The following is a 25,135-nucleotide window of genomic DNA, read 5'->3' as shown; positions in this document are numbered from 1 at the left end:
GCGAACAAGACAAAAAAGCATAAAAAAAAGCCTGCGGTCACAGGCTTTTCTTTATGCTTCGACTACTTGCTTGCCATTGTACTGGCCGCAAGAGCTGCACACACGGTGTGGCTTCGTCATCTCTCCGCAATTTTGACATGCCACCAATTTAGGAGCACTCAATTTTTTATGCGTACGACGTTGATTTTTTACCTTTTTGGACGTTCTGCGCTTAGGTACTGCCATTGCTGTCCACCTCCTTTATAAGTAAAGAGAAGAGCGGTCGATGCCCTCTCTATTTCTCTTTTTCATCTAATAATGATTCCAGTTTAGCTAATCGAGGATCTATTTTGCTTTCAGAGTCCGGTTTCTCGTCCACGACTTCCCAGCCATCTCCTTCTTTCGGAGGGACGACGTCAGGATCATCCGAAAAGACACGATAGGGAACCTCCAATAGCACATTCTCCTTTATATAAGGAGTCAAGTCAAGCAGTTCTCCATGCAGCGGGTGTACTTCCGAGTCATCCTCCTCCTCATAATAAGGAGAAAGATTGAAGTATTCCGTAGCCTGAATATTAAATACGAAAGGAACATCCACCAGCGTTCTGGCACAAGGAAGAATCATATCTCCTTCAATGGTCATCGATACTGATATGTTTTCTCCTTTCATTTCTGCCTGACCGGTTACCGAAACAGGAGAAATTTCCCGGATATCATTTTTGGCATCCTCCAAAGAGGAAAGGTCCACATCCCCTTCAAAATGATAAGGGTTGTCCCCTGCCTGTTTTACTTTTTGTATTGGAAATTTCACGGTCATCACCTCATGACAACAAGAGTAATTTTAAAACCAAATAAACGTTTTGTCAACATTTTTTCTTTACACCATCGCTTATCTTTATCTAATGTTAAGATAGAAAGGAAAGGAATGCAAATATAGCAGGAAAGGAAGATCCTATGCAAGCTTCAGGTATTATCGTGGAATACAACCCGTTCCATCTCGGCCATGACTTTCATGTAACACAGGCGAGGAAACAAACCGGCGCTGACTGTATCATCGCTGTCATGAGCGGACCTTTTCTACAGCGTGGAGAGCCGGCTATAATGGATAAATGGGAAAGAGCGAGATCCGCCCTTCTGCAGTCCGTGGATCTAGTGGTTGAACTGCCTCATTTGTTTGCGGTTCAGCACGGGGACTATTTCAGCAAAGGGGCTGTTGAGACTCTGGACAGGTTGAACGTCTCTTCCATCTGTTTCGGCAGTGAAGAGGGAAACATTGCTCCTTTCGTCAACTCCCACAGTAAATGGAAAGACAACCAGGGGAAATTTGACGAACATTTAACCTCTTTTCTGGATGAGGGGATGTCCTATCCGGAAGCATCACGCCTGGCTTACCGGGCTATCGGCGTCGATGAACTTGATTTATCGCAGCCGAACAACATTCTCGGTTACAGCTACGTAAAAGCAATAAAGCAATTTGCTCCTCATATAAAACCGGAGACGATTACGCGTATTGAGAGTGAATATCACGATGAAATAATCAAAGGGAAAATCGCCAGCGCTACAAGCATTCGCAGAGAGATACATACAAAGGGAGAAATCACGGAAGGAGTAAAACAGGCTCTTCCGGATTCTACAGTACAATCCCTCCATAATTACATAAAAGATAAAGGGAAGTTTCATCAGTTCGAAGACTATTTCCCTCTCATTCAACATCTGCTGTGGACATCCTCCCCCGAAGAATTAAGGCAGATCCACGGAATCGAAGAAGGACTGGAACACCGTCTGTTATCAAGCATCAACAGAAGCAGTTCGTTCCAGGAAATGATGGAGTCCGTCAAAACGAAGAGATACACCTGGACGAGACTGCAGCGCATATTCGTTCATTTAATAACGAATACAAGAAAAAAAGACAGCTATCTTCTGAACGAATCTGTACCATACGTCCGAATACTCGGTATGAATAAACGGGGGAGACAATACCTTTCCGAACAGAAAAAATATATAGAAGTTCCATTAGTGACTCAGCTTAAACAAATCGATCATCCGCTCTTCGACATTGATCTGAAAGCTCAAAGGACCTACCTTTACCCTCTTTCGGGAAATCAAAGAGTAGAAAGTTACCACCGGGAAAAACTCCCCCCTTTATTCGTTTAAACTCCGAATATCTTAGCTTAAACATATTCGATAAAACACCGGCTCTCCCGGATTCCCGTAATGAAGGAAATCCGGAAGGGCCGGTGAAAACTGAACAGGCTTTTAAACGAAGTAAAGCTTTTATTTATTCTTCTTCAAATAGTCAACCGCTTCCTGGAACGTATCCACCGGAACGATCTCCATATCTGTACCGATGTCCTCGGCAGTCTGTGCGGCTATTTTATAGTTGGAATCCTCCGCTCCTTCTTCATTAGGTGCAAAGAAAACAGAAGCCCCTTCTTCATCAGCTGCAACTACCTTTTTGTCGATACCACCGATCTTCCCGACTTCACCATCATAATTTATTTCTCCTGTACCGGCTATTTCTTTGCCGGATGTTAAATCATATTCCGTCAACTGGTCGTAAATCTCAAGTGAAAACATCAGTCCGGCGCTTGGTCCGCCAATTTCTCCGCTTTCGACACTTACTTCCGGATCCACCTCTACAGATCGGTCGGTTACAAGGGATATACCTATCCCCACTTTCTCTTCATTGTCAGGAAAAGGAGCCAGTTCGACTTCCCTTGTCAGCGTCCCTTTCTCTCTCTCGATGAGAAGGGAGACGCTTTCCCCGGCTTTTTTGTTTTCCACGTAGTTAATAAGGTCGCTGGACTCTTTTACTTCCTGACCGTCAACTTCCACTATACGATCACCGGACTGCAGACGATCTGCGGCTGGCATACCTTTTACCAGCTGCATCACGTAAACACCGTCATACTGGATATCGATCTGCTTTCCGGCAGCTTCGTATGCCACCACCTGGGCTGCTTCCTGGGAGGTTTCCATCATCTGCAGCTGCGCGTGGAAGTATTCCTGTTCGGATACACCCTCCGGCCTGACTTCATCAAGCGGCATCAACTCATAATAGGGTCTGAATTGAGTAAGCAGCCACTGAACTGCAGTCGCCTGACCTCCACGGATTGTAACGAGATGCATATCGCCTTCACTTGCGTATCCTCCATCCACTTCTATAACCGGATCAAGAGCCTCGGCGGTACCGGGCTTGTAAACATAGTATGGTAACTGATAAGAAAATAACACAGCAGTTATCAGTGCAGTAATAACAATAGCTATAATCGTTTTTCTGTTCGGACTCATACCCTTACTCCTTCCTTACCTGTACAGAACGTCTGAAGCAGGTCTGCTTTACTGAAACACAAATATATTTTACATCCCGTCGTTTAGGAAGTACAGCAATCCCTGTCACGTAAATAAAAATACGTGAACCCTTATTTTTCACACTCCGGGTTCACGTATACATACTTTTTGATCAACTTTCCTGTCAGGACAGGTGGACGCTCATCTTTTGAAACGTTCCTGCAGAGCCTTTTCCACGACTTCCGGGACAAGCCCGGTAATCTCTCCCTGATATTTCGCTATCTCCTTGACGATGCTTGAACTGAGGAACGAATACTGATTATTCGTCATTACGAAAAACGTTTCAATCTCTTCATTTAATTTACGGTTCATTGAAGTGATCTGCATCTCGTATTCAAAATCACTGATTGCTCTCAAGCCTCGTATAATCGCCTCAGCCCCGGCTTCTTCTGCGTACTTCATAAGTAGTCCGCCGTAACTCTCCACCGTCACGTTGCTTATCCCGACCGTAGACTCCCTAATCAATTTTTTTCTTTCCTCCACAGAAAAAAGCGGAGATTTACTTTGATTATTAAAAACTACGACCCGTACTTCGTCAAACACTCTGGCAGCCCGTTCTATGATATCAAGATGTCCGTATGTAATCGGATCGAAACTCCCGGGGCAAATCGCTAAACCGGCCATATTATCCCTCCTTCTTATAAAACGCCACTCCGATATTAGAGCCGTACTCTTCCTGCTTGAACATAAATACAGAACCTACCTGCTGAGGCAGCGATTCTGACACATCGTGTTCGCACACTATTATAGCTTTTTCCTCGAGAAGTTGATACTCCTGAAGGTTTTTCAGTAATTCTTCATAAGAAAATTTCTTATAGGGGGGATCAAGGAATACGTAAGAAAAAGTGAGCCCCCTCTTCCCGGCTGCTTTCATAGCTCTGTATGCATCGGTTTTGAAGACTTCAGAGCGTTCCTCGAGCTTCAGAGATTTGAGGTTGTCCCATATCGTTTTAATAGCTGCGGGTTCTTTATCTATGAAAACTGCCTCCTCTGCTCCCCTGCTGAGACATTCGACCCCGAGGCCTCCGCTTCCTGCAAAGCAGTCGAAAACTTTGCCCCCGTCAAAGTAAGGACCAATGATCTGGAATATAGCTTCTTTAACTTTATCAGTCGTAGGCCTTGTGTTGTGTGTGGGTACAGAATAGAGACGCTGCCCTTTGTGACTGCCGCTTATTACTCTCATGCTGATCACCTCCTGTTACAAGGTTTTTCTTAATGCTACCATAAAACGTCCTGCAGAAAAATCATCATTCACCCGAACTATGTATTTTTATTTATCGATGCTCCACTCGGTCGTCATTAGTGAAAGGACTGACCACTGTTTTATATAAACGGTTTATTACAAAGAGCTGGCGTGCTAGAGTAATAATGATGCAGGGAAGAAAGGAGAAATACTTATGAGACAGAAATTCATTGAACTGGGGGAAGGTTACACGGATATCTATGAACTTGTTGAACTGGGGAAACGTATGCCCGCCCGTGTTGAAGCCGCCCTTGCTTTTCACAGCGAAATTGACGGAAAACCGAAAACGTCTCTCGCCTTAATAATGAAGCCGGCCGAAAAGTTTCAGCCCATATATATATGCAGGGAAGGAATACCAAATCCTCATGAGATTCCGAACACCAGGTTCGATCTGTTCAAAGAAATGACGGACGAAATCGGAGTGGAAATTCAGGAATATACGCTAAAACCATCTACGATGTTTCCTGAAACTGATTTATACTATCAGTATCTGATAGGAATATTAAGAAGTAACAAGGCCCTGGCAAGGCTTACGTGATCGTTCAAAACTAAATAACCCCGACCAGGTCATTTGTGCCCGGTCAGGGTTAATATATCTATAAGAATGCGTGATCGTAACTATATACCGAACTTATAGTCATATTCTTTAGCTTTATCGGGCTTGGCGTTTTCAAAATCCGTTTCTACCTGCGGTTTCCAGGAAGGTTCCACGCGGAGTACATAAGATAATTTATTCAGTGTCTCCATCTTTTCCTCAAGTTCTTCCCGGTTCACGTAAATAACCGCATATTTCCGTTTTTTGGAAGCGTGAATCAAATGCCCGTATTTCTTCAGGTGACGAACATTTTTCATCTGCTGAAAATAAACGATAATCCCCTGTCTTTTAACTCTCATGTTTCACACATCCTTCTTAAGAACAGCCACAGCCGCCGCCACTGCCGCATGAACAGCCGGTGTCTGTGAACACCATCCCGTTCCGTGGGACTTTAATCTGTTCACTTACGCTGAAAGCCACGTCCTGGCTGATATCATCGAGCAGCTTCTGAAGTTCACGTTCAGCACGCTTGTAGCGGGCGACGCTCGGGTGCATATCCATTTCTCTTTTCACACTTCGGATACTTTTCATAATTTTACTGTAATCGGGATGATATCTTCCGAAACGCTGCACTTCTTCATATTGATCTTTCATTTTATTAAAATTACGTATGAGAGTCTGAGCTTCTTCATCTTTGGCAAGGTCGGATTTCGCCTCATAGAACTCTTCCATAACGTCTGATTTCATTATTATCTGGCCTATCTCTTCCGATCTATCCAACAAGTCTACAATTTCCATAGTAGCTAGCATAAAAGGGATTCACCTCCTCCTTTATCATATCAGACTAATACACATAAGAAAATCGTTCTTGAGAAATTCCCCTTTCGCGTGAAAAAGACTAAAATTAACGATAAACCCTTCCGGTTTAATTGCAACTTTCTTCTTTTCATAATAAAATGTTAACTATACATAATTTGTTGTGAGGTGGAGAGTATGAAATTAGAAAACACTGGTATCGAAGATTTAGTACTCGACGTGAAGACGTTGACACGTATCATGGAATCAAACGGGTTTATGCTCGGCGGATCCTGGGACTATGAAAGGGTTACATACGATCATAAAATCGAATCCCCTGAAACGAACATCACTTATTACGTAAGAATCCAGGGGTATGCTCTCAGTGGAGACGTAGATAAAGGAAATGCCGTTATGAAACTTATGACTCCGCTGCTCGGAAAGCATTATTATCCTCATGGAGTCGAGTATGGTGAGGAAGAAGGATTCTCCAAAGATTTAATCGATAAGTCTCATTATTTGATAAGCAAAGTACAGGCTCCGGCAAAAGCGAACCAGACAGACGAGTAATGGATTGGGAGTCGCGCATCGTGAATGATGGGCGACTCTTTTTTCGAACGATTTCTTAAGGGAAAGGAGACACGGCCCCGCGTTGTTTAAACAAATAACTAAACGTCAATGGACATTGATCTTTCTTACAATTATCGGGCTCGCAGCAGCTTATTTCATACTGCCTGTAGCAGTTCCCCTCATAATCGCCTTCATCACCGCCCTATTTCTGAACCCGTCGGTACGCTGGTTTCAGTATAGGTTCCATATAGGCCGGCAATTTGCCGTGTCTATCGTATTTCTCTTGTTTCTTTTACTTCTAGGGCTCGTAGGTACATTCGCCGTAACAAGAGCTGTAGCTCAAATCATACATCTGATTGATAACGCCCCTCTTTATATTTCCCAGCTGAACCAGGTAGTCATCGATTTAAAAGATAATATGAACAACCTTACAGAAATGCTGCCTAAGGAGTTCATTGACGAGACTTCCAATCGTATCGAAGAGAGTTTGGAAAGGTCCACCGAAAGACTTACCGATACATTAAACATAGAAAATGTAACTGCACTGGCAGCTAAAATACCTAATCTGATAGTAAGTCTGCTCGTGTACCTGATCGCTCTCTTTCTGTTTATGCTGGAACTGCCAAGGCTGAAAACGAAAATGCATTCCTACTTGACCGAAGAAACTTCCGAAAAGGTTCAGTTCATGAATGCACGTCTCAGCTATGTCGTATTCGGTTTTCTGAAAGCACAGTTCCAGGTCAGTATCATTATATTTGTAGTTACGCTGGTGGCACTTCTCTTCATTTCACCCGAAGTCGCTATTCTTATGGCTCTGATCACCTGGGCAGTAGATTTCATTCCGATTATCGGTTCCATCGCCATTATAGGCCCCTGGTCCGTTTACATGTACGCTACCGGAGATGTTGCGACCGGAACTCAACTTATGGTGCTAGCTATCGTCCTGCTGGCCATACGACGTACGGTCGAACCCAAAGTCATGGGAACACAGATTGGCCTGTCCCCGCTCGCTACTCTTGTAGCAATGTATATAGGTCTGAAACTGATAGGGGTACTTGGATTTTTCGTAGGTCCTCTCGTCATCATAGCCTTCAATTCCGCTAAAGAAGCCGGGCTGATCAAGTTGAATGTAAGACTTTAATATACCTGTTTCTCACATTAATCTTCACTCGTGAGGAATTTCAGTAAAATGACGTAAATAAATATAATATTCCTCATAAAAAGCGGTCTGCTTGGGGCTTTCCCCCGTACAGACCGCTTTTTGTAATTTTTCCTGAATTTTCTATTTACGCTACCGATCATGTACCCAGAATCGCTTTAATGACGCTGGTCGTGTCTCCCCCGTCATATATAATATATAGCAGAAGATAGACGGCCACTCCGGTTATCGCAGTAAAAAACCATATGATACTGGTGACCGGTCCGATCTTGCGATGCTTTTTAATATTCCGTTTAAGCGCAAGGATGATCGTGATAATACCGAACACCGCTCCGGTTGTCGCAAGCGTTATATGGAAAATCAGAAATACCGTATAATAAATCTTGTATTCCTCAGGTCCTCCAAAGCTTGTATTTCCGACGAAGACGGTCCGGCTTACGTAAATTATGAAAAATATCAGAGCGCTGAGTGCAGCTGCAAGCATAACTTTCTTATGAGCTGATCTTTTATCATTAGCTATGAGAATCCAGCCGATCCCCACCAGAACAGCACTTAGTACAATAAAAGTTGTACTAATTGTCGGCAATAAGGGCATTGTTATCTCTCCTGTACATATTCATTTTGTTCCATCGTTACTTCCGGTATAGGATCGATTATATTTCGTTCCTTGTTGAACCATGAGAAAAAGATGTGCCCGATGATAGCCGCAAAAATAACTTCCTGCATTATTTTCATGATGATCCCGCCAAGCTGCTGATCCTGCAGCAGAGGCATGGACGTAAAGAATTCCGGCCCGTTCAGTGAACCTGCCAGCCCTTCAAGAACTCCGGTAGGTACACATAGACTGAGAGCGTCCATCCAGGCACCGGACTGCGTATATGTCGCATACAGCGGAGCATCAGAGAAAATAATCAGAGCACATGCAGGGGTCAGTAACACACCACTTCCGAAAATGATGCCTATCTTCAGTAAAGGTCCGAGTCTGTCTACTCCTTCCGTAGGAGGGAAGACGGATACCCACATACAAAAAGCGAAGAAAAGGATAGTGGTGGAAAAACCGGCGTGGACGATTTCGTTCGATTTGGCGAAATCAAAAACTGCAGGCACGTGGTACATGGAAAAGAAACCGCTAAACAGTAATAGTGACAACAACGGTTTTGTAATGAACTTCAGAAACGGCCGTATTACCGGACGGTCAAAAATTCTTCTCCAAACCTCACCCGGCACTCCATTAATGATCAGAAAAGGAAACACGAGATAGTACAGAGCCATCTGGGTCATATGAGCGGCAAACATGATGTGCGCCATTAGATCTATGGGAGACCCTTTAACTATGTAAAGGAGCACTAAACCTGAGAAAAACGTGATCTGTTGGAAACCTGTCGCTTTCTCCTTATCATTACGCCGGCCCGGCCCTGTCAGATAAAAGTATACCAAAGCAAGTACGGCAACGAAAATCATATAGAAAGGGCTCCACAATGCCCGGAATCCGAATATTTGTAATTCTAACCACATCTATCTCACCCCTTAAAATAACTTGCTACCTGTTATTTTAAATCACAACGTTCGAAAATAATAGATATATACCCTATTGTTTTCTAAAATGTCAAATTTGCTTAGTTGAAGTTCTTTCTCTGCACATCTTTCAATTCCTTTCTTCTCCCCAAATATTATGTCAGTCTTCTCAGGAATTTAGCTGAAGGAAAAACGGATGTGGAATTTATATACTTTTACACGAAAAAACCGGAGGAGAGCCCCCGGTTTTTGTTTTACCACCAAATGATTGTAGTAAAAGTAATAATAGTTGCAAGTGCAATTGTCATTCCGCCGAACATGATGATGGTCGGCATGAAATGCCCTTTGTTCTTCATATGCATAAAATAGAACAACTGGAATGCTACCTGAACTCCAGCTAGTAAAAGAAGTGTCGGTTTTATGAAATAAGAACTGATGTCCAGGATTACCATACTAAAAGCAATAAGGGTAAACAGGATCATGAGCGCAAAAGTAATGACCTGCTGCACCATTTCTTCTTTGTTCTCATCTTTCCGTACATTCAATTTGTGCCTTGATACGTTCTCCGTACGTTCCGACATCGCTTACCCCACCTTTCCTAGTAGGTATACTACGGTGAAAATGAAGACCCACACTACGTCAATGAAGTGCCAGTAAAGACTGGATATATAGAATTTAGGTGCGTTATACAAATTCAAACCGCGTTTCTGGTTCCGGATCATCAATGAAGTTATCCAGAAAAGACCAAATAGAACGTGTCCTCCGTGGAAACCGACCAATGTATAAAACCCGGATCCGAAGGCAGAAGAACGGAACGTGAATCCGTATTCGTGGATATAGTGGTAAAATTCATAAATTTCGCATCCAAGAAAACCAAGTCCCAGAAGTACTGTAACTCCCAACCAGAGCTGCATTTTTTTGAAATTGTGGTTCTTCATATGGTACATAGCATACACGCTGGTCAAAGAACTTGTCAGCAGCAGCATAGTCATTATGAAAACAAGCTCTAACCCAAACAGGTTTTCGGGAGTGTTGTCGCCGGATGTAGATCCGGACAGAGCCAGATATGTTCCGAAGAGAGAGGCGAAAAGTACCGTCTCTCCTCCGAGGAACATCCAGAAACCGACAAATTTATTTTTACCTTCAAGGGTGGCTTTTTCCGGATCATGGGGCATATGTTTTGGATTTAAAACGTCGTCATGACTCATTCTTTGCCATCCCCCTTTTCAATAAGATCTTCTTTATGAATATGATAACCGAGATCATCTTTGAACGATCTGGTGAACATGGAAGCGAAGAAAAGTCCCATGCCGACAGCAACTGCTATAAACCACAGTTTGTTGTCTACCTGATAAATAAATCCGAAGCCTGCAATAAACAGACCCATTGACATCAGGAATGGAAGTATAGAGCCATTAGGCATGTGAATATCACCAAGCGGTTCCGCAGGAGTAATACCTTTTCTTCCTTCCATCTTCTCGATCCATAATGGATCCAGTCCACGTACGAGTGGAGTCTGTTTAAAGTTATAAAATGGAGGTGCAGACGGCAGGGACCATTCGAGAGTACGACCGTCCCAAGGATCTGCAGAAGCTTTAGGTTCCTTAATTGCTGTATAAATTACGTTATACAGGAATATCAGAGTTCCTATAGCCATCAGGAAGGCACCTATTGTACTGATCAGGTTACCGGTTGCAAGACCCTGACCTTCGAAATATGTCCAGTAACGTCTAGGCATTCCCATCAGTCCCAGGAAGTGCTGGATAAAGAATGTCAGATGGAAACCGATGAAAAATGGCCAGAAACCTAAGTGACCCAGTTTCTCGTTCAGTACTTTTCCGAACATCTTCGGCCACCAGTAGTGCATAGCCGCAAATAGACCAAATACTGTACCACCGACAATAACGTAGTGGAAGTGGGCAACCACGAAGTATGTATCGTGATACTGGTAGTCAGCTGCTGCTGAACCGAGCATTACCCCAGTCATACCTCCTATTGTAAATGTAGGTATGAATCCGAGTGCCCAGAGCATAGCGACACTTAGTTTAATACTTCCGCCCCACATGGTAAACAGCCAGTTAAAGATCTTGATTCCTGTAGGTACGGCGATCGCCATAGTGGAAACTGCGAAAATAGAGTTTGCAATCGGACCGAGTCCTACTGTAAACATGTGGTGGGCCCAAACCATGAACCCTAGAAAACCGATCAGCACTGTTGCAAATACCATTGCCGAGTAACCGAAAAGTCTCTTCTTAGAAAATGTAGAGAAAATATCACTGAATGCCCCGAACACAGGAAGAATCAGAATATAAACTTCCGGGTGCCCGAATATCCAGAATAAGTGTTCCCAAATGATCGCGTTTCCTCCGGCAGTTACGTCGAAGAAGGCAGAGCCAAACATACGATCGAACATCATAAGGAATAGACCTACTGTAAGAGCCGGGAACGCGAAGAGAATCAGAACGCTGGTGATGAATGTTGTCCAGGTAAATAGCGGCATGCGCATATAGGTCATACCAGGTGCCCTCATGTTAATGATCGTTACCAGGAAGTTAATACCACCGATCAGTGTTCCTGCCCCCGCTATCTGAAGCCCCATTACGTAATAATCCACTCCGTGTCCCGGAGATGTCGAGGATAACGGTGCATAGTTAGTCCAGCCCGCATCCGGCGCTCCTCCCGTAAACCAGGAAACGTTCAGTAATAGACCTCCAAATAAAAACAGCCAGAAACCAAGGGAGTTAAGGAAAGGAAATGCTACGTCCCTCGCTCCTATCTGCAATGGTACTACGGCGTTCATCAATGCAAATATAAGTGGCATGGCAGCCAGGAATATCATCGTAGTACCGTGCATCGTAATCATCTCGTTGTAAAGACCTGCTGAAATAAAGTTACTGTCCGGCTGCATCAGCTGGATACGTATTATCAGCGCTTCGAGTCCGCCGATCAGGAAGAATAGACCTCCGGCGACCAGGTAAAGGTGCGCAATTTTTTTGTGGTCAACCGTTGTAATATAGTCCCAAATCATAGCACCAATACCGCGCTGTTGTACAATCGCATTACTCACACTATAACCTCCTTTTTAATTATTTACTTCTTGCCGGAAGAGCCATTCACAGAATCAGGAGTAACTTCTGAATGGTCTAACTGCATTAAGTAGTCAGCTATTTGTTGTGCTTCTTTTTCAGATACGTTGTAGCCTTCCATTTTGTTGCCAGGTTTGAACTGATCCGGATCCATAATCCAGTCTACAAGGTTTTCTTTGTTGTGATCGAGAATACCGGCAATTTTCGTACGGTTTCCGAAGTTGCTGAGGTTCGGCCCCACACCTGCTGGAGAGTTCCCTATGGCGTGACAGCCCATACAGCTGTTTTCGAAAGCTTTTTGTCCGTCTTTAGCCGAAGCGGTTTCAGGTGTCGCTTCCGGGTCAATGTTCTGCATATCGGAAACCCACTGATCATACTCTTCGGAACTTACTGCGACTACTCTGAAGTCCATTAACGAGTGTGACTGACCACAAAGTTCGGCACAGTGTCCCCAGTATACACCTTCTTCATAAGCTTCTAAGTACATAGTGTTTTCGTTATCACCAGGGTTTGTGTCCATTTTACCCGCGATGGAAGGTACCCAGAACGAGTGGATAACGTCACTTGATTTCATATCTAAGTATACGCGCTCTCCTGTTGGAATATACAGATCCTGACTGGTCGATATTTCCTGATCAGGATAGTTAAAGTGCCACCAGTACTGGTTACCGGTTACTTCCACAGTAATCGAACCGTCTTCCTCACGCGGTTTTTCGTCTGCAAGGTCGAAAGTCGCCTGTACAGTCGGCACTGCCAGAATAAGGAGAAGCAGTACCGGTATAACGGTCCAGATAATCTCCAGCGATTTGTTACCCTCTGTCTGTTTAGGGATATAGTTCTCCTCACCCTTTTTACGACGGTAACGAATAAGAACGAAAATATAAATAGCCATGACGACCACGAATACGAAAGTCATAATCGCAAGACTGATCACCATAAGATCAAGTAATAGATCTGCCCCGTACCCTTTGGGCTTGAGTGCACTCAGGTTCTCTTCCCCGCACCCGGCAAGGAAAAGTACCAGCACACTAAAAATGAATACCGGACGAAGCTTGCCCATCCAACCTCTCATGTGAAATACCTCTCTTTCTTTTTTGTATTTGAAAGTATATTAATGTGAACTAGGTTTTCACCTAATTTCAAACGTAAGGAAATGGCATAGTTACCAGCACCATTGTAAGGAATAGAATTGTAAGATAATTAAGGGAGTACACAAACATCCATGTAGCCCATTTCTTATCATCTTTCATTACAAAACCGGCTAATGCCAATACAAGCCAACCTACAGATAATACATAAGCGACCGTCAGGAAGACTCCGCCTAAAGAAGCAAGATATAAAGGTAAAGGCAGAAGACATGCGACATATACGACTATCTGTCTTTTGGTCATCTCAAATCCTTTGACTACCGGAAGCATCGGAACTCCTGCTCTCTCATAATCATCTTTCTTTTTCATAGCAAGTGCCAGAAAATGGGGCGTCTGCCATAAGAACATGATAAGAAACAGCATCCACGCTTCCATACGAAGGCCCGGCTCAATAGCAGCCCAGCCTATCAATGGGGGAACGGCTCCGGAGAAACTCCCTATAACCGTGTTTAAAGTATATCTTCTTTTGGACCACATCGTATAAAGGATTACGTAAACAATCCATCCGAACACTCCCCAAAGTGCTGCCTGCCAGGAAGCGAGTGTCAAAACGAGAAAACCGGCTGCTGAAGTGATCAGCCCTCCAATTAAAACAGCCTGTAACGACATCGTCCCTGTTACAGTAGGTCTGTTTTGCGTACGATCCATAATCGGATCGATGTCCCTGTCATACCAGTTGTTCAGAATACAGCCGCCTGCAATAACAAGCGCAGTACCAAGGAGCGTCCACAGGAGCGTGACCCATTCTGTCACAACACTTGCCCCGGTGTAGTACAAAGCGAGCCAGAAACCCGCAAAAGTAGTGATCAGGTTAGAATTGATGATTCCAACCTTTATTAAACTTTTAATATCTTTTACCAGGGAAGTCTCCCGGTTCGCTTCTTCTTCCATAACGTGAGCAGACGTAGAATCGACTGTCCTCGGATTGTCCATCACTTGATATTCCTCCTCCTGCCTTTTGCTCAGTACACAAAAGTTACAGAAATATTAACCATTGTCACAAAAAACGTCAAATTAATTGTATCACGGAACCATATTTCTATCTATTCAATTGCTATAAAATTATACAAATGTGACGTAGTTGTGAAAAAAGTGTGTAAAACCTATGTAAATGTGAGGACATATTCATTTTTACCATTACACGACTATTTTTGCAAGGAGACTTTTCATAAATACAGCCCGGCACCTGAAGCCGGGCTGTATTCTATTCAAATTCGATAAGAAGATCTCCCACGTGAATAGCTGAATCATCTGTTACGTGAACGGCTTTAATCGTTCCGTCAAAAGGAGCCTGTACAGTCGTTTCCATTTTCATAGCCTCTGTCACCATCAAATGGTCCCCTTTAGTAACCTTTTCACCTGCTGCAGCCATAACTTTCACAGCAGTACCGGGCATACTGGCTCCGATATGTTTTTCATCTGATTTGTCCGCCTGTGGTCGCACGGCTGTAGTGGCAGTTATGCTATTGTCTTTTACAACTACTTCCCTCGGTTGTCCGTTAAGCTCAAAAAATGCAGTCCTGGTTCCGTCTTCCTGAGCTTCACTTATGGACACCAGTTTCACTATCAAAGTCTTCCCTTTTTCAATGTCTACTGCAATTTCTTCGCCCAGTCTCATTCCGTAGAAAAAAGTGGGGGTGTCGAGCATCGACATATCCCCGTACTGATCAAGGAATTTCTGATAATCCATGTAAACTTTAGGATAAAGTGCATAGCTTATCATATCGAAGCTTGTTACTTGACGGTCCAGCTTATGGAACAGCGTCTCTTTCAATTCTTTGAAGTTAACAGGGTCTAAAAATTTCCCCGGCCGATCTTGAAGAGGCGCTTTTCCTTTCAGAATGAGGTGCTGAAGTTCGGTAGGGAATCCCTGGTAGGGCTGGCCCAGATACCCCTGGAAAAATTCGATGACACTGGCCGGGAAATCAATCGCTTCCCCTTTATTATACACGTCATCTTCGTTCAGATCGTTTTGCACCATGAACAAAGCCATGTCCCCCACCACCTTTGAGGAAGGAGTTACTTTGACGATATCCCCGAACATGTTGTTCACCCGACTGTACATCTTTTTAACTTCATCCCACCGGTCTCCAAGACTTACGGCTTTGGCCTGCTGCTGAAGATTCGAATACTGGCCGCCCGGCATTTCATGTTCATACACTTCTGTATGAGGGGCACGCAGGCCGCTTTCAAAGTCTTCATAATAATTTCTTATATCTTCCCAGTAATGCCCGAGTTTCTCATAAGCTTGTATATCCAGCCCGGGTCTTCTGTCACTGCCTTCGAGAGCATAGTACAAACTGTTAGCACTCGGCTGGGAAGTCATTCCTGCCATTGAACCTGCAGCAACATCCACTACGTCAACCCCGGCCTCAACTGCTTTTGCATACGTGAAAATGCCATTCCCGCTTGTGTCGTGGGTGTGGAGGTGCACAGGAATGGAGACTTTCTTCTTCAACGCACTTATCAGCTGGTATGCAGCTTCAGGTTTAAGAAGTCCTGCCATATCTTTTATCCCTAAGATATGAGCGCCCGCCTCTTCCAGTTCGCCTGCCAGTTCAACATAATAATCCAGGTCGTATTTAGAGCGGTCCGAATCCAGAATATCCCCGGTATAACACATGGCGGCTTCCGCTATTTTACCTGTCTTTCTGACGGCTTCGATGGCAGGTTTCATACCTTCCACCCAGTTAAGACTGTCGAAAATTCGAAAGACGTCTATTCCTGCATTGGCACTTTTCTCTACAAATTCTTCAATCAGGTTATCCGGATAGTTTTTATACCCTACCGCATTGGAAGCACGGAGCAGCATCTGGAAAAGAACATTCGGAGCTTTTTCCCGTAAGTTAAGCAGCCGGGACCACGGATCTTCGTTCAAAAAGCGGTAAGACACATCAAACGTAGCTCCTCCCCACATTTCTAAGGAAAAAAGTTCGGGCAGAAGACGTGCCGTAGGTTCTGCTATCGTTTCGAGGTCTTTTGTTCTCACCCTGGTGGCAAGCAGCGACTGATGAGCATCCCTGAACGTCGTATCAGTAAGAAGTACTTCTTTTCGTTCTTTCAGCCAATTCATCAGTGCTTCCGGCCCTTCTTCATCCAGAATCTGTTTGGTACCTTTCGGAAATTCATCAGTGCGCGGAAGTTCCGGGACCCGCGGATCTGGATAGTCAGGTTTCTTTCTGCCGCCTTCTCCATCATATCCGTTCACCGTTTTATCAGCTATGTGCTGCAGCATTTTGGTGCCGCGGTCTTTTCTTTTCGGAAACACGAATAGTTCAGGAGAATTGTCAATAAATGTGGTGCTGTATTCGCCGTTGATAAACTGCGGATGTTGAATAACATTTTGCAGAAAAGGAATGTTTGTTTTGATACCACGAATTCGGAACTCTTTTAAATTTCTGACCATTTTTTGTGCAGCCTGTTCAAATGTAAGGGCCCAGGTAGACACTTTTACAAGTAAGGAATCGTAGAACGGGGAAATCACCGCACCCTGAAATCCGTTACCTGCATCCAGACGTACTCCGAACCCTCCTCCGGTACGGTAGGCCATGATTTTTCCGGTGTCAGGCATGAAGTTATTCAGCGGGTCTTCCGTCGTAACTCTTGATTGAATAGCGTAGCCGCTCGTAACTAAGTTTTCCTGGGATGGTATCCCTATGTAACTTTCAAACAATGGATGGCCTTCCGCCACTTTGATTTGAGTCTGAACGATATCAATTCCTGTTATCATTTCAGTGATTGTATGTTCCACCTGTACCCGCGGATTAACTTCAATAAAGAAAAATTCTCCATCGGCAACCAGAAATTCCACAGTTCCGGCATTCACATATCCAACATTCCGCATCAGTTTGACAGCTGCGTCACAAATATTCTCCCGCAGTGTGCCGGACAAGGACATACTCGGCGCCATCTCAACCACTTTCTGATGCCGTCGCTGCACGGAACAGTCGCGTTCATAAAGATGTACCACATTTCCATCTTCATCACCGATGATCTGGACTTCGATATGTTTAGGATTTTCAATTAGTTTTTCGACGTAGACTTCTTCACTGCCAAATGCCGCTTTCGCTTCTCCTCTGGCTCTCTCGAAAGCTTCCTCAAGATCTCCGGGAGTCCGGACAATTCTCATGCCGCGGCCTCCGCCTCCCATAGAAGCTTTTATTATAATCGGATATCCGTGTTCTTCGCCGAATTTTTGTACTTCTTCCACTCCGGCTACGGGTTTGTCGGTACCCGGAATCAGCGGAATATCAGCTTTTTGCGCCTGCTCTCTCGCCTTCACCTTGTCACCGAACATTTCAAGCTGCCTGCTCCCGGGGCCTATGAATTTGATATCTTCCTCTTCACAGCGTGTTGCGAAATGGATGTTTTCAGACAAAAAGCCATAGCCCGGGTGAATGGCATCCACCCCTACTTCCTTGGCCACTTCTATGATATTTTCGATATCGAGGTAAGCGTCGATCGGTTTCTTTCCTTTCCCGATCAAATAAGCTTCATCCGCTTTATATCTGTGATAAGAGCCTGTGTCTTCCTGAGAATAAACCGCCACTGTTCTAATATCGAGCTCAGTACATGCACGAAATACCCGGATAGCAATTTCCCCGCGGTTAGCGACGAGTACTTTTTTGATTTTCCTTAATTCTGCCATGATTTCACTCCTCGATTTTTATTGGTGGTCCTCTCCTTGAACTGACCGGGTTCTTTTTCTTTCACTTCTTTCTCTTCATTAAAGCGAACCCCCCTGGCTACGCTGTTCAGCATCCCCGCTGCGAGCATGAATATCAGCAGAGCCGACCCGCCATAACTTACAAAAGGAAGAGGGACCCCTGTTATAGGAAGCAACCCGCTCATAGCCCCTAAATTAATTATCGCCTGTATAGCGACCATGGAAGATATCCCTATGGCCAGTAAAGAACCAAAAGGATCTTCGCACTTCTTAGCTATATAGAGCCCCCGTAACACGAAGAGAGCCAGAAGACCAAGAGTGATCACCACTCCAATGAATCCCAGTTCCTCGGCAATGACCGCCATAATGAAATCTGTATGAGGTTCAGGCAGGTAACCCAACTTCTGGACCCCCTGCCCCAGTCCTTCTCCTGTCAGACCGCCACTGCCAATAGCTATATAAGACTGGATCAGATGATAACCGTCCGCTTCCGGAGTCTCAAACGGCTGGTAGGCGCCCGTAAACCTGGAGGCCCGCTCATCCGTTATCATCTGCTGACTGGCAAGCACCGTGACGAGCACTATACCGCTCACTAGAATCATTACGTGCTTCATTCTGATCCCGGAAGAAATTACAACACTTGCAGCTATCATTGCTATAACGGCGGCTGTACCTATATCAGGCTGCATAATGATTAAGCCGAGCAGCAGCGAAGTCAAATACAAAGGAGGAAGAACCCCTTGAGTGAAATTATCTATGTAGGGCTGCTTTTTTGCATATACAGACGCTAAATAAAGTACCAGTCCGACTTTCACAAATTCGGCGGGCTGGACACTGAATCCCCCGAATACATACCAGGACGTCGCATTGTTCCTCGTCTCTCCGAAAATGAAAACTCCCACCAGTGACAGTATCATAATAAGCACGGTAAGTTTAACGAATCTCCGATACTGCCTGTAAGGGATGAATGCCGCTACGAGAAAGACTGCCAGTCCAATCACTGCCCACTGCAACTGCTTAAGCAGAAAGTGGTTCGGTTCCACTTCGAATTTAACAGGTGCATCCACCATACTCGCACTATAGATCATTACTGTGCCGAATCCTATAAGTACCAATGGTGCGAACATTAAAGTGAAATCTAATGATTTCCATATTTTCATATATCTCATCCCTTAACTAAAGCCTTTTAATATTCTGAAAACGTATATGTAATAAAAAACTCAAATTACAACTGAAGGTCGCAATCTGAGCCTTTACTTATGACCGTTGAGATGCTTCATGTAAAACATTCAGCTGTTTTTCCAGGTTGTCGAGAAGTTCTTTGCCCTCTTCTTCGGTTATAAGATTCAACCTTGTCGCAAAATTGATTTCCCGCGACAATCCGAACATCTGGGTATCCAGTACCTCTTCGTATAACGGGCACTGAGGCATAGTCAAATTATCTATTTGTACTTTAATTAATTGAAGAATTTTATCTGCGTCCGCTTTAAGAAGGGCATATGCTTTCTCCCGCTGATCAACTGCTACATCAGACAACATTCAACTCCCCCCTCTTCTGCATTCTTTCATTTAATATTATCGTTTATCAAGGTGAAATGCAACATAACGATCACTGAATCCTTACCTATTATAGCAAAAAAATAAAAATTCAGCGACAGTGGGACCCGATTTAATGAAATGCCGGAGAAATTCTGCTATCATGTGAAATAAATTGTTTAAGGAAAGGCGGCTATCATCCATGATTGTACAAATTACCGGTAAGGTTACTTACCCTATTACCCTGGACCCCACCGTTTGGATTTTTGACGATCGTAAACTTACTTTTTCCGAAGTTTTTGAAGACGGAATCACTTCCGAGGAGGAAAGGGAGATTGATGAACTGCGCGAACAGGCGGAGCGCTTCAATAGAGCCATGTATCAGCAGAAAGTCACTCCACCCGTCAACAAAAGCGTAAACCGCTATGAGAAAGAGCGGGCTGTAAAAGGAACGTTTTTAATGCCTCTGTTACCTTTTTTACATACAAGTGACATTCATGATGAGGCAAAAACAGCAGTTCTTGAAACTTCAGAAGGGGAAAAATCAGTCACCGCAGAGGAAATTCGTGACGCTTATGCCCTGTTTGCCGAAAAAGGAAAGCCTTTGAAGGATGACGGCCCTATTCATCTCTACATGGGGGATGGTTCCAACAAAGACGAACCTATTAAGGGAATTAAAAAAATCAGGTTTGAATAGTCAGTGTTTATACCGACTGTACTGAAACATAGCAAACAACAGAAAGAACCCCCGTTCACCTTTGTGGAACGGGGGTTCTTCTATCAATCCTGGTCTCGGCTTTTTTCAAGAATTTCTCTCTCTTTTTCGGTCAGCTCATTGTAATACTGGACTCCGAACTGGGACCCCTCCGATACCATTTTCGAGTTTTGGAGATTGTCCGCTTCCGGTTCGCCGGCTTCCTGTATCGGCATATCACTCAGATCGTTTGATTTTTTGCTTAACTGACTCACTTTAGAAGTCATTTGAGTTCTCCGCTCTTCATCATACATGAGATATGCAGCAGCTCCACCTGTGATCGCTCCTGCCAAAGCCAGCTTCCATCGCTTTCTCATCTTACCACCCTTTCCTTTAGTGCTACATATAATCTTACCCTATTATACACCATTCAAACTTTTAAAAAACAGCTTCTTTTGAGGAGAAAATATTCAACTGCTGTGATACAATCAGTGAAGAGGTGAGTAGTATGAGAGTACAATGTGTTATATGTGACCATATAGAATCCATCGACAGTAAAAGTCTTCAGGCTAAAAGACTCCGCAATCGCAGGAATTCCACATATATGTGCCAGACGTGCCATGACCGCATCGCCGACAATACTGCTAAACGGGTCAATTCAGGTAACTTCATTTTCCGTCGCGAGATAAAAAACGAACACTATCTCTCCTGATTCCCGTAAAAAAAGCCCTCTCCCGCCTGGAGAAGGCTTTTTCTATGCCTGATTACCGTTTCTCTCTCTGGAGAGCCTCAATCTGTAAAGACCCAGAACCACTGCAGTTACAATTAGACTTTCCGCCAGCGGTAAGTTTAACCCGAGCATAAGCGTCAACAGAAAAGTACCGATAACAAGAACTGTATAGACCACGACGTTTTTAAGTAATGGCAGCTTCTTAGCGAAACCGAGCTTGAAAGTGATTACAGTCAATATGACTGTAGTAAGGTATAACCAGAAGAAGCTTTGGAATAAAGATGTAGCTTCGCCTGCATTGTTAAGGTTTATCTCAGGACCGAGACCTCTGAAAAAGAAATCGGCCACCGGCCATAAATCTTCAGGAACTGTCAGTGTTGGTGATGCCTGCATGTTGCTTCCCCCTCAAAGTTATCTTCACTCATCATACTAAATATTTGCAGCTGTGCCAATTGTTTAAGTTACGATTAATTTGTTTTATACTAATATTGGAATCGAGGTGAGAACATTGAGGAATATCTTATTGGCGACTGCTGTAATTCTGTGTTTCGTATTTACGGGCTTTTCGATAGCTATAGAACTTTTCTGGCTGGCTGCTCTGTTTTTCGTTGCAGGAGGCGGAATTATGGGTTACGGAATTAAAATCAACAAAAATGAGAATACATAATCTTCATCCTTGGCGTTGACCGGCCCCGGAAGCGCCGATGTCTCAAAAACGCTCTTTCCGGACTGCCGTTTCTTCAAATATAAAAGGGCCGGCCAAGTTATGGCCGCCCTTGATATGTTGAAGGTTTTTTATTATTTCTTAAGGTTGATATAGTTCTCCACTGTCTCCTCGTGGATGTTCCTTCTTGCAGCACAAACACTCGTACGATCCATCATGGACAGGGGACTGTTATCTCCTGTTGTAACTACTCCCCCTACTTCTTCAACGAGCACTTTGCCTGCGGCTATATCCCACGGCATAAGGCTCATAGTCACGTACCCGTCAAGAACCCCTTCAGCAAGAAAGGCAAATTCCAGAGCCGCCGACCCGTAGGATCTCGTGCTTCTGAGACTTTTCACCAGTTCCCTTATACCCGATGCTTCCACAAGCGTGTTCTCTTCCAGGAGCCACGTTGTATTCAATGAAAATATAGAACGCTTCAAAGGTTCTGTAGTCGAAAGCTGAGGAAGACGATTACCGTTTTTGTAAGCCCCTTCTCCTTTTACGGCACTGTAAAGCACGTCATTCATTACATCATAAATCAAACCGATTTTGCCCGTGCCGTCTTCATACACCCCTATCGAAATCGCAAAGTTCCTCTGCTGATGGACGAAATTCATAGTTCCATCGATAGGGTCTACAATCCATACGACTCCTTCAAGGTCGGAGATGTCGTCCCCCATCCCCTCTTCACTGAATATTCTGTGATCCGGAAATTGATTTCTGATTTTATCGGCAAAAAACTTTTCAGTCTGCTGATCCATCTGCGTTACAAGATCGTCCGGTGTTGATTTCGTATCTATTTGCAGAGGTTCGTTAATATTTGCTCTGATGTCTTCTCCTGCTTCGAGAACCCAGGATCTGGCGTACTGCAGTATTTGTTTAGTGTCCATTAAATGAGCTCCTTTTACACCTGTGTTATCTTCAATGTTACCAAAAGCCGCTGATCTTCACACGGATTTCAGTTGCATATCGTGGCGAGGCCCCTTCTTTAGCGGAAAGTGGGCTTTAGACACAGTACCCCTGAATTCTTTCTAATAATCTTCCCCTCCATTAAATTTTTCCCATTATCTGTGTTAAACTTTGGATTGTTACTATAAAATGAGGTGATACTATGAACGGGTTCAACGGTTTTTCCGAAAAAGATTTTGACGTTTTTTCTATTGAAGGTTTGGAGAACAGAATGGAAGCGCTCCGATTCCGGCTTTCTCCGAAACTGGAAGAAATTGCCTATGAACTTCAACCGGCGATTTCTGCTGAAACAGGAGAGGAGATGTACGTCCACGTAGCGAAACATGCCCGCAGAAGCAAAAACCCTCCAAATGACACATGGGCGGCGATCGCAAATAATAAACGCGGGTACAAGAAACTTCCCCATTTCCAGATCGGTCTCTGGGGAAACAACGTTTTTCTTTGGCTGGCATTTATTTATGAGCTTCCCGACAAAGAAAGAATAGCGGAAGCTTTTCTGGAAGATTCCGATTTCCTGAAGTCCGAAATCCCTGATCATTACGTACTATCCAAAGATCACACAAAAAACGAGGCCTTCGCATACAATGCAGAGAACTTATCGGAAACACTTCACCGTTTCCGGGATGTAAAAAAAGGGGAGTTTCTCGTAGGGCGCCGCTTTTCTTCAGACGATGATTTATTAAAGGACGGCAATGCTTTTATCAATGAGGCTCAAAAAACGTTTGAAACTCTGCTGCCACTGTACAAAAAGGCAATGAACATCTAATAAATGTGAAGGGCCAAAGAAGGTCCCTTCACATTTTAATATAATTGACACCGTCCCGGCCGGACTCTTTGACTACATGATAAGGAGAATATTCCGAAACTTGTTCAAATTGCCTGAACAAAGTTTTTTCTTCGCTTTTTGAAGGCACTATCTGTTTAAAACGCGCATAAGCGAGCTTAAGATCTTCTTTCTTTACACCTTCTTCATAAGCTTTCTCAACCAGGCTGTAAAAATTCACAACGTCTATAATTTCTTCCTTCGACCAGTACTCCTCATCAATAGGGTAAGTATAGCCCATTAGAATTCACCTCCACTTTTCACTTATGTATTCCGCTTCTGAAATAATTTCATCGAATAATTTCCGTACACTTAACACTTCACTGATTCTTGCCGAAACCTGGCCAGCCCACCCGAAACCTTCCTGCTCGATTCCTTCGTAAATGTACTTCTTATTAGCTTCCCCTGAAATATAATCTTTCATTTTATCGTAATCGGCTCCTTCTTCTTCCAGCGAAAGAATTCGTTCGGTCCATGTATTTGCAAGCGCCCGTGCCGGAGAGCCGAGAGACCTTTTGATAACTGCAGTATCGTCCGTACCTGCGCTCACTATTTTGTCCTTATAAGCCTCGTGAGCGTGCACACATTCTTCCGTAGCAATAAACCTTGTACCCATCTCGATACCCTCTGCCCCAAGAGCCAGAGCTGCCATCAGCCCGCGACCGTCCGAAATGCCGCCGGAGGAAATTACAGGTATGGAGACTGCATCCACAACTTCCGGGGTCAATACAAATGTCCCTGTATCTGAACGCCCTATGTGACCTCCACCTTCCTGTCCCACCACCATAACGGCGTCGGCACCTAGTTCTTCGGCTTTTACGGCCTGACGTTTTGCAGCTACAAGTACTATTTTTTTGATCGCAGTACCTTTAAGCAATTCCAGAACGCCTTTTGGATTACCACCTGTTACTGAAACGACAGGTACTTCTTCTTCCACTGCCACTTTCACCATATCCTCGTACGGGCGGCCATGGTTCCCGATGGCAAAATTTACACCGAATGGAAAATCGGTTTTTTCTCTCGTTTTTTCTATTTCTTTCCTCAGCTCTTCGGGAGATTCCAGACTCATCGCGGTGATCTGTCCGAGACCTCCGGCACTGGAAACGGCAGAAGCAAGTTCCGAATAAGCCAGGTAAGCAAGTCCTCCCTGGATGATCGGATATCGTATACCCAATAAATCTGTAACTTTCGTATTCCAATCCATAATATCCCTCCCTGCTTCAAGTGTAGCATAAACTGACCGCAGGTATTACCGCTCTGCAATCTCACAAATTAAAAACCGCCGGGCAGCCCGGCGGTTTCTGGAAGATAGATTATTTCGAGTTGCAAGTAGGACAAGTACCGTAAAGAGTCGAAACCTTTTCGTCCTCGTAGTGCTCGATGACTCTCTGACAATCCTGACAAACAATTGTACCCATTCCTCATCCATCCTTTCTATTTTTGGTATCGCTTTCAATGTAATTTTATTATATGGGTTAATACTGTTTTCGTCAACAGTATAGTATATCTTTTTTATAAAAATGTCATACTAACTTGAATTGCAATAGTAAATGCAACAAAACTTCCTAGGGTACACATAGATTATGATAAAGCTTGTTTCTGTACTTCTTCCTGGAAGCGTTCCTCC

31 protein-coding genes are annotated in these 25,135 nt (G+C 44.1%); 8 read left to right on the top strand and 23 right to left on the bottom strand.

Translation table 11 applies throughout. The features are described 5' to 3' along the window. Nucleotides 1-51 precede the first annotated feature (51 nt). Nucleotides 52-225 (bottom strand): 50S ribosomal protein L32, encoded by a 174-nt coding sequence (gene rpmF, locus BW931_RS04295; protein WP_008589733.1) that lies wholly within the window; start codon nt 223-225, stop codon nt 52-54. Between the two features lie 49 nt (nt 226-274). Continuing rightward, complete coding sequence (locus tag BW931_RS04290) at nt 275-790, bottom strand: YceD family protein (RefSeq protein WP_008589731.1); 516 nt, start codon at nt 788-790, stop codon at nt 275-277. A gap of 143 nt (nt 791-933) precedes the next feature. Here BW931_RS04290 and BW931_RS04285 point away from each other — a divergent pair, with 143 nt between their 5' ends. Then, nucleotides 934-2,133: a nucleotidyltransferase gene (locus BW931_RS04285; RefSeq protein ID WP_008589729.1), complete on the top strand. Its 1,200-nt coding sequence runs from the start codon at nt 934-936 to the stop codon at nt 2,131-2,133. Between the two features lie 120 nt (nt 2,134-2,253). Here the strand turns inward: BW931_RS04285 and BW931_RS04280 are convergent, their stop codons facing one another. From BW931_RS04280 to rsmD, 3 genes are all read right to left on the bottom strand, one after another. Then, nucleotides 2,254-3,270, bottom strand: coding sequence for a SepM family pheromone-processing serine protease (locus tag BW931_RS04280; protein WP_076570275.1), 1,017 nt, complete (start codon nt 3,268-3,270; stop codon nt 2,254-2,256). Between the two features lie 201 nt (nt 3,271-3,471). Continuing rightward, entirely contained in the window at nt 3,472-3,954 is a 483-nt protein-coding gene (gene coaD, locus BW931_RS04275; protein ID WP_076570272.1) for a pantetheine-phosphate adenylyltransferase, read from the bottom strand. Nucleotide 3,955: 1 nt separating this feature from the next. Beyond that, on the bottom strand, nt 3,956-4,513 hold the full coding sequence (gene rsmD, locus BW931_RS04270; protein ID WP_076570269.1) for a 16S rRNA (guanine(966)-N(2))-methyltransferase RsmD: 558 nt from the start codon (nt 4,511-4,513) through the stop codon (nt 3,956-3,958). Nucleotides 4,514-4,727: 214 nt separating this feature from the next. Here rsmD and BW931_RS04265 point away from each other — a divergent pair, with 214 nt between their 5' ends. Beyond that, entirely contained in the window at nt 4,728-5,111 is a 384-nt protein-coding gene (locus BW931_RS04265; RefSeq protein WP_008589722.1) for a DUF7147 family protein, read from the top strand. 80 nt (nt 5,112-5,191) lie between these two features. Here the strand turns inward: BW931_RS04265 and BW931_RS04260 are convergent, their stop codons facing one another. Beyond that, a complete protein-coding gene (locus BW931_RS04260; RefSeq protein ID WP_008589720.1) occupies nt 5,192-5,467 on the bottom strand; it encodes a YlbG family protein in 276 nt (91 codons plus the stop codon). 16 nt (nt 5,468-5,483) lie between these two features. Continuing rightward, nucleotides 5,484-5,918: a YlbF/YmcA family competence regulator gene (locus BW931_RS04255; RefSeq protein WP_008589718.1), complete on the bottom strand. Its 435-nt coding sequence runs from the start codon at nt 5,916-5,918 to the stop codon at nt 5,484-5,486. Between the two features lie 183 nt (nt 5,919-6,101). On the opposite strand from BW931_RS04255, the gene BW931_RS04250 reads away from it, so the two are divergent. Next, a complete protein-coding gene (locus tag BW931_RS04250; protein ID WP_008589716.1) occupies nt 6,102-6,473 on the top strand; it encodes a YugN family protein in 372 nt (123 codons plus the stop codon). An 82-nt stretch (nt 6,474-6,555) separates the two neighbouring features. Continuing rightward, a complete protein-coding gene (ytvI, locus tag BW931_RS04245) occupies nt 6,556-7,614 on the top strand; it encodes a sporulation integral membrane protein YtvI (protein WP_076570266.1) in 1,059 nt (352 codons plus the stop codon). Nucleotides 7,615-7,771: 157 nt separating this feature from the next. On the opposite strand, the gene BW931_RS04240 is transcribed toward ytvI, so the two are convergent. The 10 genes from BW931_RS04240 to BW931_RS04195 all read right to left on the bottom strand — a co-directional run bounded on the left by BW931_RS04240 (nt 7,772) and on the right by BW931_RS04195 (nt 19,586). Then, nucleotides 7,772-8,227 (bottom strand): DUF420 domain-containing protein, encoded by a 456-nt coding sequence (locus tag BW931_RS04240; protein WP_008589712.1) that lies wholly within the window; start codon nt 8,225-8,227, stop codon nt 7,772-7,774. 2 nt (nt 8,228-8,229) lie between these two features. Further along, a complete protein-coding gene (gene ctaG, locus BW931_RS04235; protein WP_076570263.1) occupies nt 8,230-9,147 on the bottom strand; it encodes a cytochrome c oxidase assembly factor CtaG in 918 nt (305 codons plus the stop codon). A 254-nt stretch (nt 9,148-9,401) separates the two neighbouring features. Beyond that, nucleotides 9,402-9,728: a cytochrome c oxidase subunit IVB gene (gene ctaF / locus BW931_RS04230; protein ID WP_076570260.1), complete on the bottom strand. Its 327-nt coding sequence runs from the start codon at nt 9,726-9,728 to the stop codon at nt 9,402-9,404. A gap of 3 nt (nt 9,729-9,731) precedes the next feature. Further along, the gene (locus BW931_RS04225; RefSeq protein WP_008589707.1) at nt 9,732-10,355 is read right to left on the bottom strand and encodes a cytochrome (ubi)quinol oxidase subunit III; all 624 of its coding nucleotides are present in this window, start codon (nt 10,353-10,355) and stop codon (nt 9,732-9,734) included. Continuing rightward, on the bottom strand, nt 10,352-12,175 hold the full coding sequence (gene ctaD, locus BW931_RS04220; RefSeq protein WP_143023809.1) for a cytochrome c oxidase subunit I: 1,824 nt from the start codon (nt 12,173-12,175) through the stop codon (nt 10,352-10,354). The genes BW931_RS04225 and ctaD overlap by 4 nt, the downstream gene beginning before the upstream one ends. Before the next feature lie 62 nt (nt 12,176-12,237). Next, complete coding sequence (gene coxB / locus BW931_RS04215; protein WP_076570257.1) at nt 12,238-13,305, bottom strand: cytochrome c oxidase subunit II; 1,068 nt, start codon at nt 13,303-13,305, stop codon at nt 12,238-12,240. A 67-nt stretch (nt 13,306-13,372) separates the two neighbouring features. Beyond that, the gene (cyoE, locus tag BW931_RS04210; protein ID WP_076570637.1) at nt 13,373-14,314 is read right to left on the bottom strand and encodes a heme o synthase; all 942 of its coding nucleotides are present in this window, start codon (nt 14,312-14,314) and stop codon (nt 13,373-13,375) included. A 271-nt stretch (nt 14,315-14,585) separates the two neighbouring features. After that, nucleotides 14,586-18,029 carry a pyruvate carboxylase gene (pyc, locus tag BW931_RS04205; RefSeq protein WP_076570254.1) on the bottom strand — a complete coding sequence of 1,148 codons (3,444 nt, stop codon included), beginning with the start codon at nt 18,027-18,029 and terminating at the stop codon, nt 14,586-14,588. Continuing rightward, nucleotides 18,017-19,207, bottom strand: a complete 1,191-nt coding sequence (gene ftsW, locus BW931_RS04200) for a putative lipid II flippase FtsW (protein WP_076570251.1) — start codon at nt 19,205-19,207, stop codon at nt 18,017-18,019. Before ftsW ends, pyc begins: the two co-directional genes overlap by 13 nt. Nucleotides 19,208-19,304: 97 nt before the next feature. Then, the gene (locus BW931_RS04195) at nt 19,305-19,586 is read right to left on the bottom strand and encodes an Fpa/YlaN family protein (RefSeq protein WP_008589694.1); all 282 of its coding nucleotides are present in this window, start codon (nt 19,584-19,586) and stop codon (nt 19,305-19,307) included. Between the two features lie 199 nt (nt 19,587-19,785). On the opposite strand from BW931_RS04195, the gene BW931_RS04190 reads away from it, so the two are divergent. After that, on the top strand, nt 19,786-20,280 hold the full coding sequence (locus BW931_RS04190; RefSeq protein WP_076570249.1) for a hypothetical protein: 495 nt from the start codon (nt 19,786-19,788) through the stop codon (nt 20,278-20,280). Nucleotides 20,281-20,363: 83 nt separating this feature from the next. On the opposite strand, the gene BW931_RS04185 is transcribed toward BW931_RS04190, so the two are convergent. Then, the gene (locus tag BW931_RS04185) at nt 20,364-20,654 is read right to left on the bottom strand and encodes a hypothetical protein (RefSeq protein ID WP_076570247.1); all 291 of its coding nucleotides are present in this window, start codon (nt 20,652-20,654) and stop codon (nt 20,364-20,366) included. Between the two features lie 131 nt (nt 20,655-20,785). On the opposite strand from BW931_RS04185, the gene BW931_RS04180 reads away from it, so the two are divergent. Further along, nucleotides 20,786-20,989, top strand: coding sequence for a YlaI family protein (locus BW931_RS04180; RefSeq protein ID WP_076570244.1), 204 nt, complete (start codon nt 20,786-20,788; stop codon nt 20,987-20,989). Nucleotides 20,990-21,031: 42 nt separating this feature from the next. Here the strand turns inward: BW931_RS04180 and BW931_RS04175 are convergent, their stop codons facing one another. Next, nucleotides 21,032-21,400, bottom strand: a complete 369-nt coding sequence (locus BW931_RS04175) for a YlaH-like family protein (RefSeq protein WP_076570242.1) — start codon at nt 21,398-21,400, stop codon at nt 21,032-21,034. 130 nt (nt 21,401-21,530) lie between these two features. Between BW931_RS04175 and BW931_RS13475 the strand changes: the two genes are divergently transcribed. Continuing rightward, nucleotides 21,531-21,674, top strand: coding sequence for a hypothetical protein (locus BW931_RS13475; RefSeq protein ID WP_156330869.1), 144 nt, complete (start codon nt 21,531-21,533; stop codon nt 21,672-21,674). A 131-nt stretch (nt 21,675-21,805) separates the two neighbouring features. Here BW931_RS13475 and BW931_RS04170 read toward each other — a convergent pair whose 3' ends face one another. Further along, nucleotides 21,806-22,606, bottom strand: a complete 801-nt coding sequence (locus BW931_RS04170; RefSeq protein WP_076570239.1) for an inositol monophosphatase family protein — start codon at nt 22,604-22,606, stop codon at nt 21,806-21,808. Between the two features lie 221 nt (nt 22,607-22,827). Between BW931_RS04170 and BW931_RS04165 the strand changes: the two genes are divergently transcribed. Beyond that, entirely contained in the window at nt 22,828-23,451 is a 624-nt protein-coding gene (locus tag BW931_RS04165) for a YktB family protein (RefSeq protein WP_076570236.1), read from the top strand. Nucleotides 23,452-23,479: 28 nt separating this feature from the next. Here the strand turns inward: BW931_RS04165 and BW931_RS04160 are convergent, their stop codons facing one another. The 3 genes from BW931_RS04160 to BW931_RS04150 form a co-directional block, all read right to left on the bottom strand. Continuing rightward, a complete protein-coding gene (locus BW931_RS04160) occupies nt 23,480-23,749 on the bottom strand; it encodes a UPF0223 family protein (protein WP_076570233.1) in 270 nt (89 codons plus the stop codon). A 6-nt stretch (nt 23,750-23,755) separates the two neighbouring features. Continuing rightward, nucleotides 23,756-24,712 (bottom strand): NAD(P)H-dependent flavin oxidoreductase, encoded by a 957-nt coding sequence (locus BW931_RS04155; RefSeq protein WP_076570230.1) that lies wholly within the window; start codon nt 24,710-24,712, stop codon nt 23,756-23,758. A 109-nt stretch (nt 24,713-24,821) separates the two neighbouring features. Further along, the gene (locus tag BW931_RS04150) at nt 24,822-24,926 is read right to left on the bottom strand and encodes a GapA-binding peptide SR1P (RefSeq protein WP_073991988.1); all 105 of its coding nucleotides are present in this window, start codon (nt 24,924-24,926) and stop codon (nt 24,822-24,824) included. Nucleotides 24,927-25,135: the final 209 nt, after the last annotated feature.

The sequence above is a fragment of the Salimicrobium salexigens genome (assembly GCF_900156705.1).
Classification (GTDB): domain Bacteria; phylum Bacillota; class Bacilli; order Bacillales; family Halobacillaceae; genus Salimicrobium; species Salimicrobium album.
This window is presented reverse-complemented; position numbering and strand designations above follow the sequence as displayed.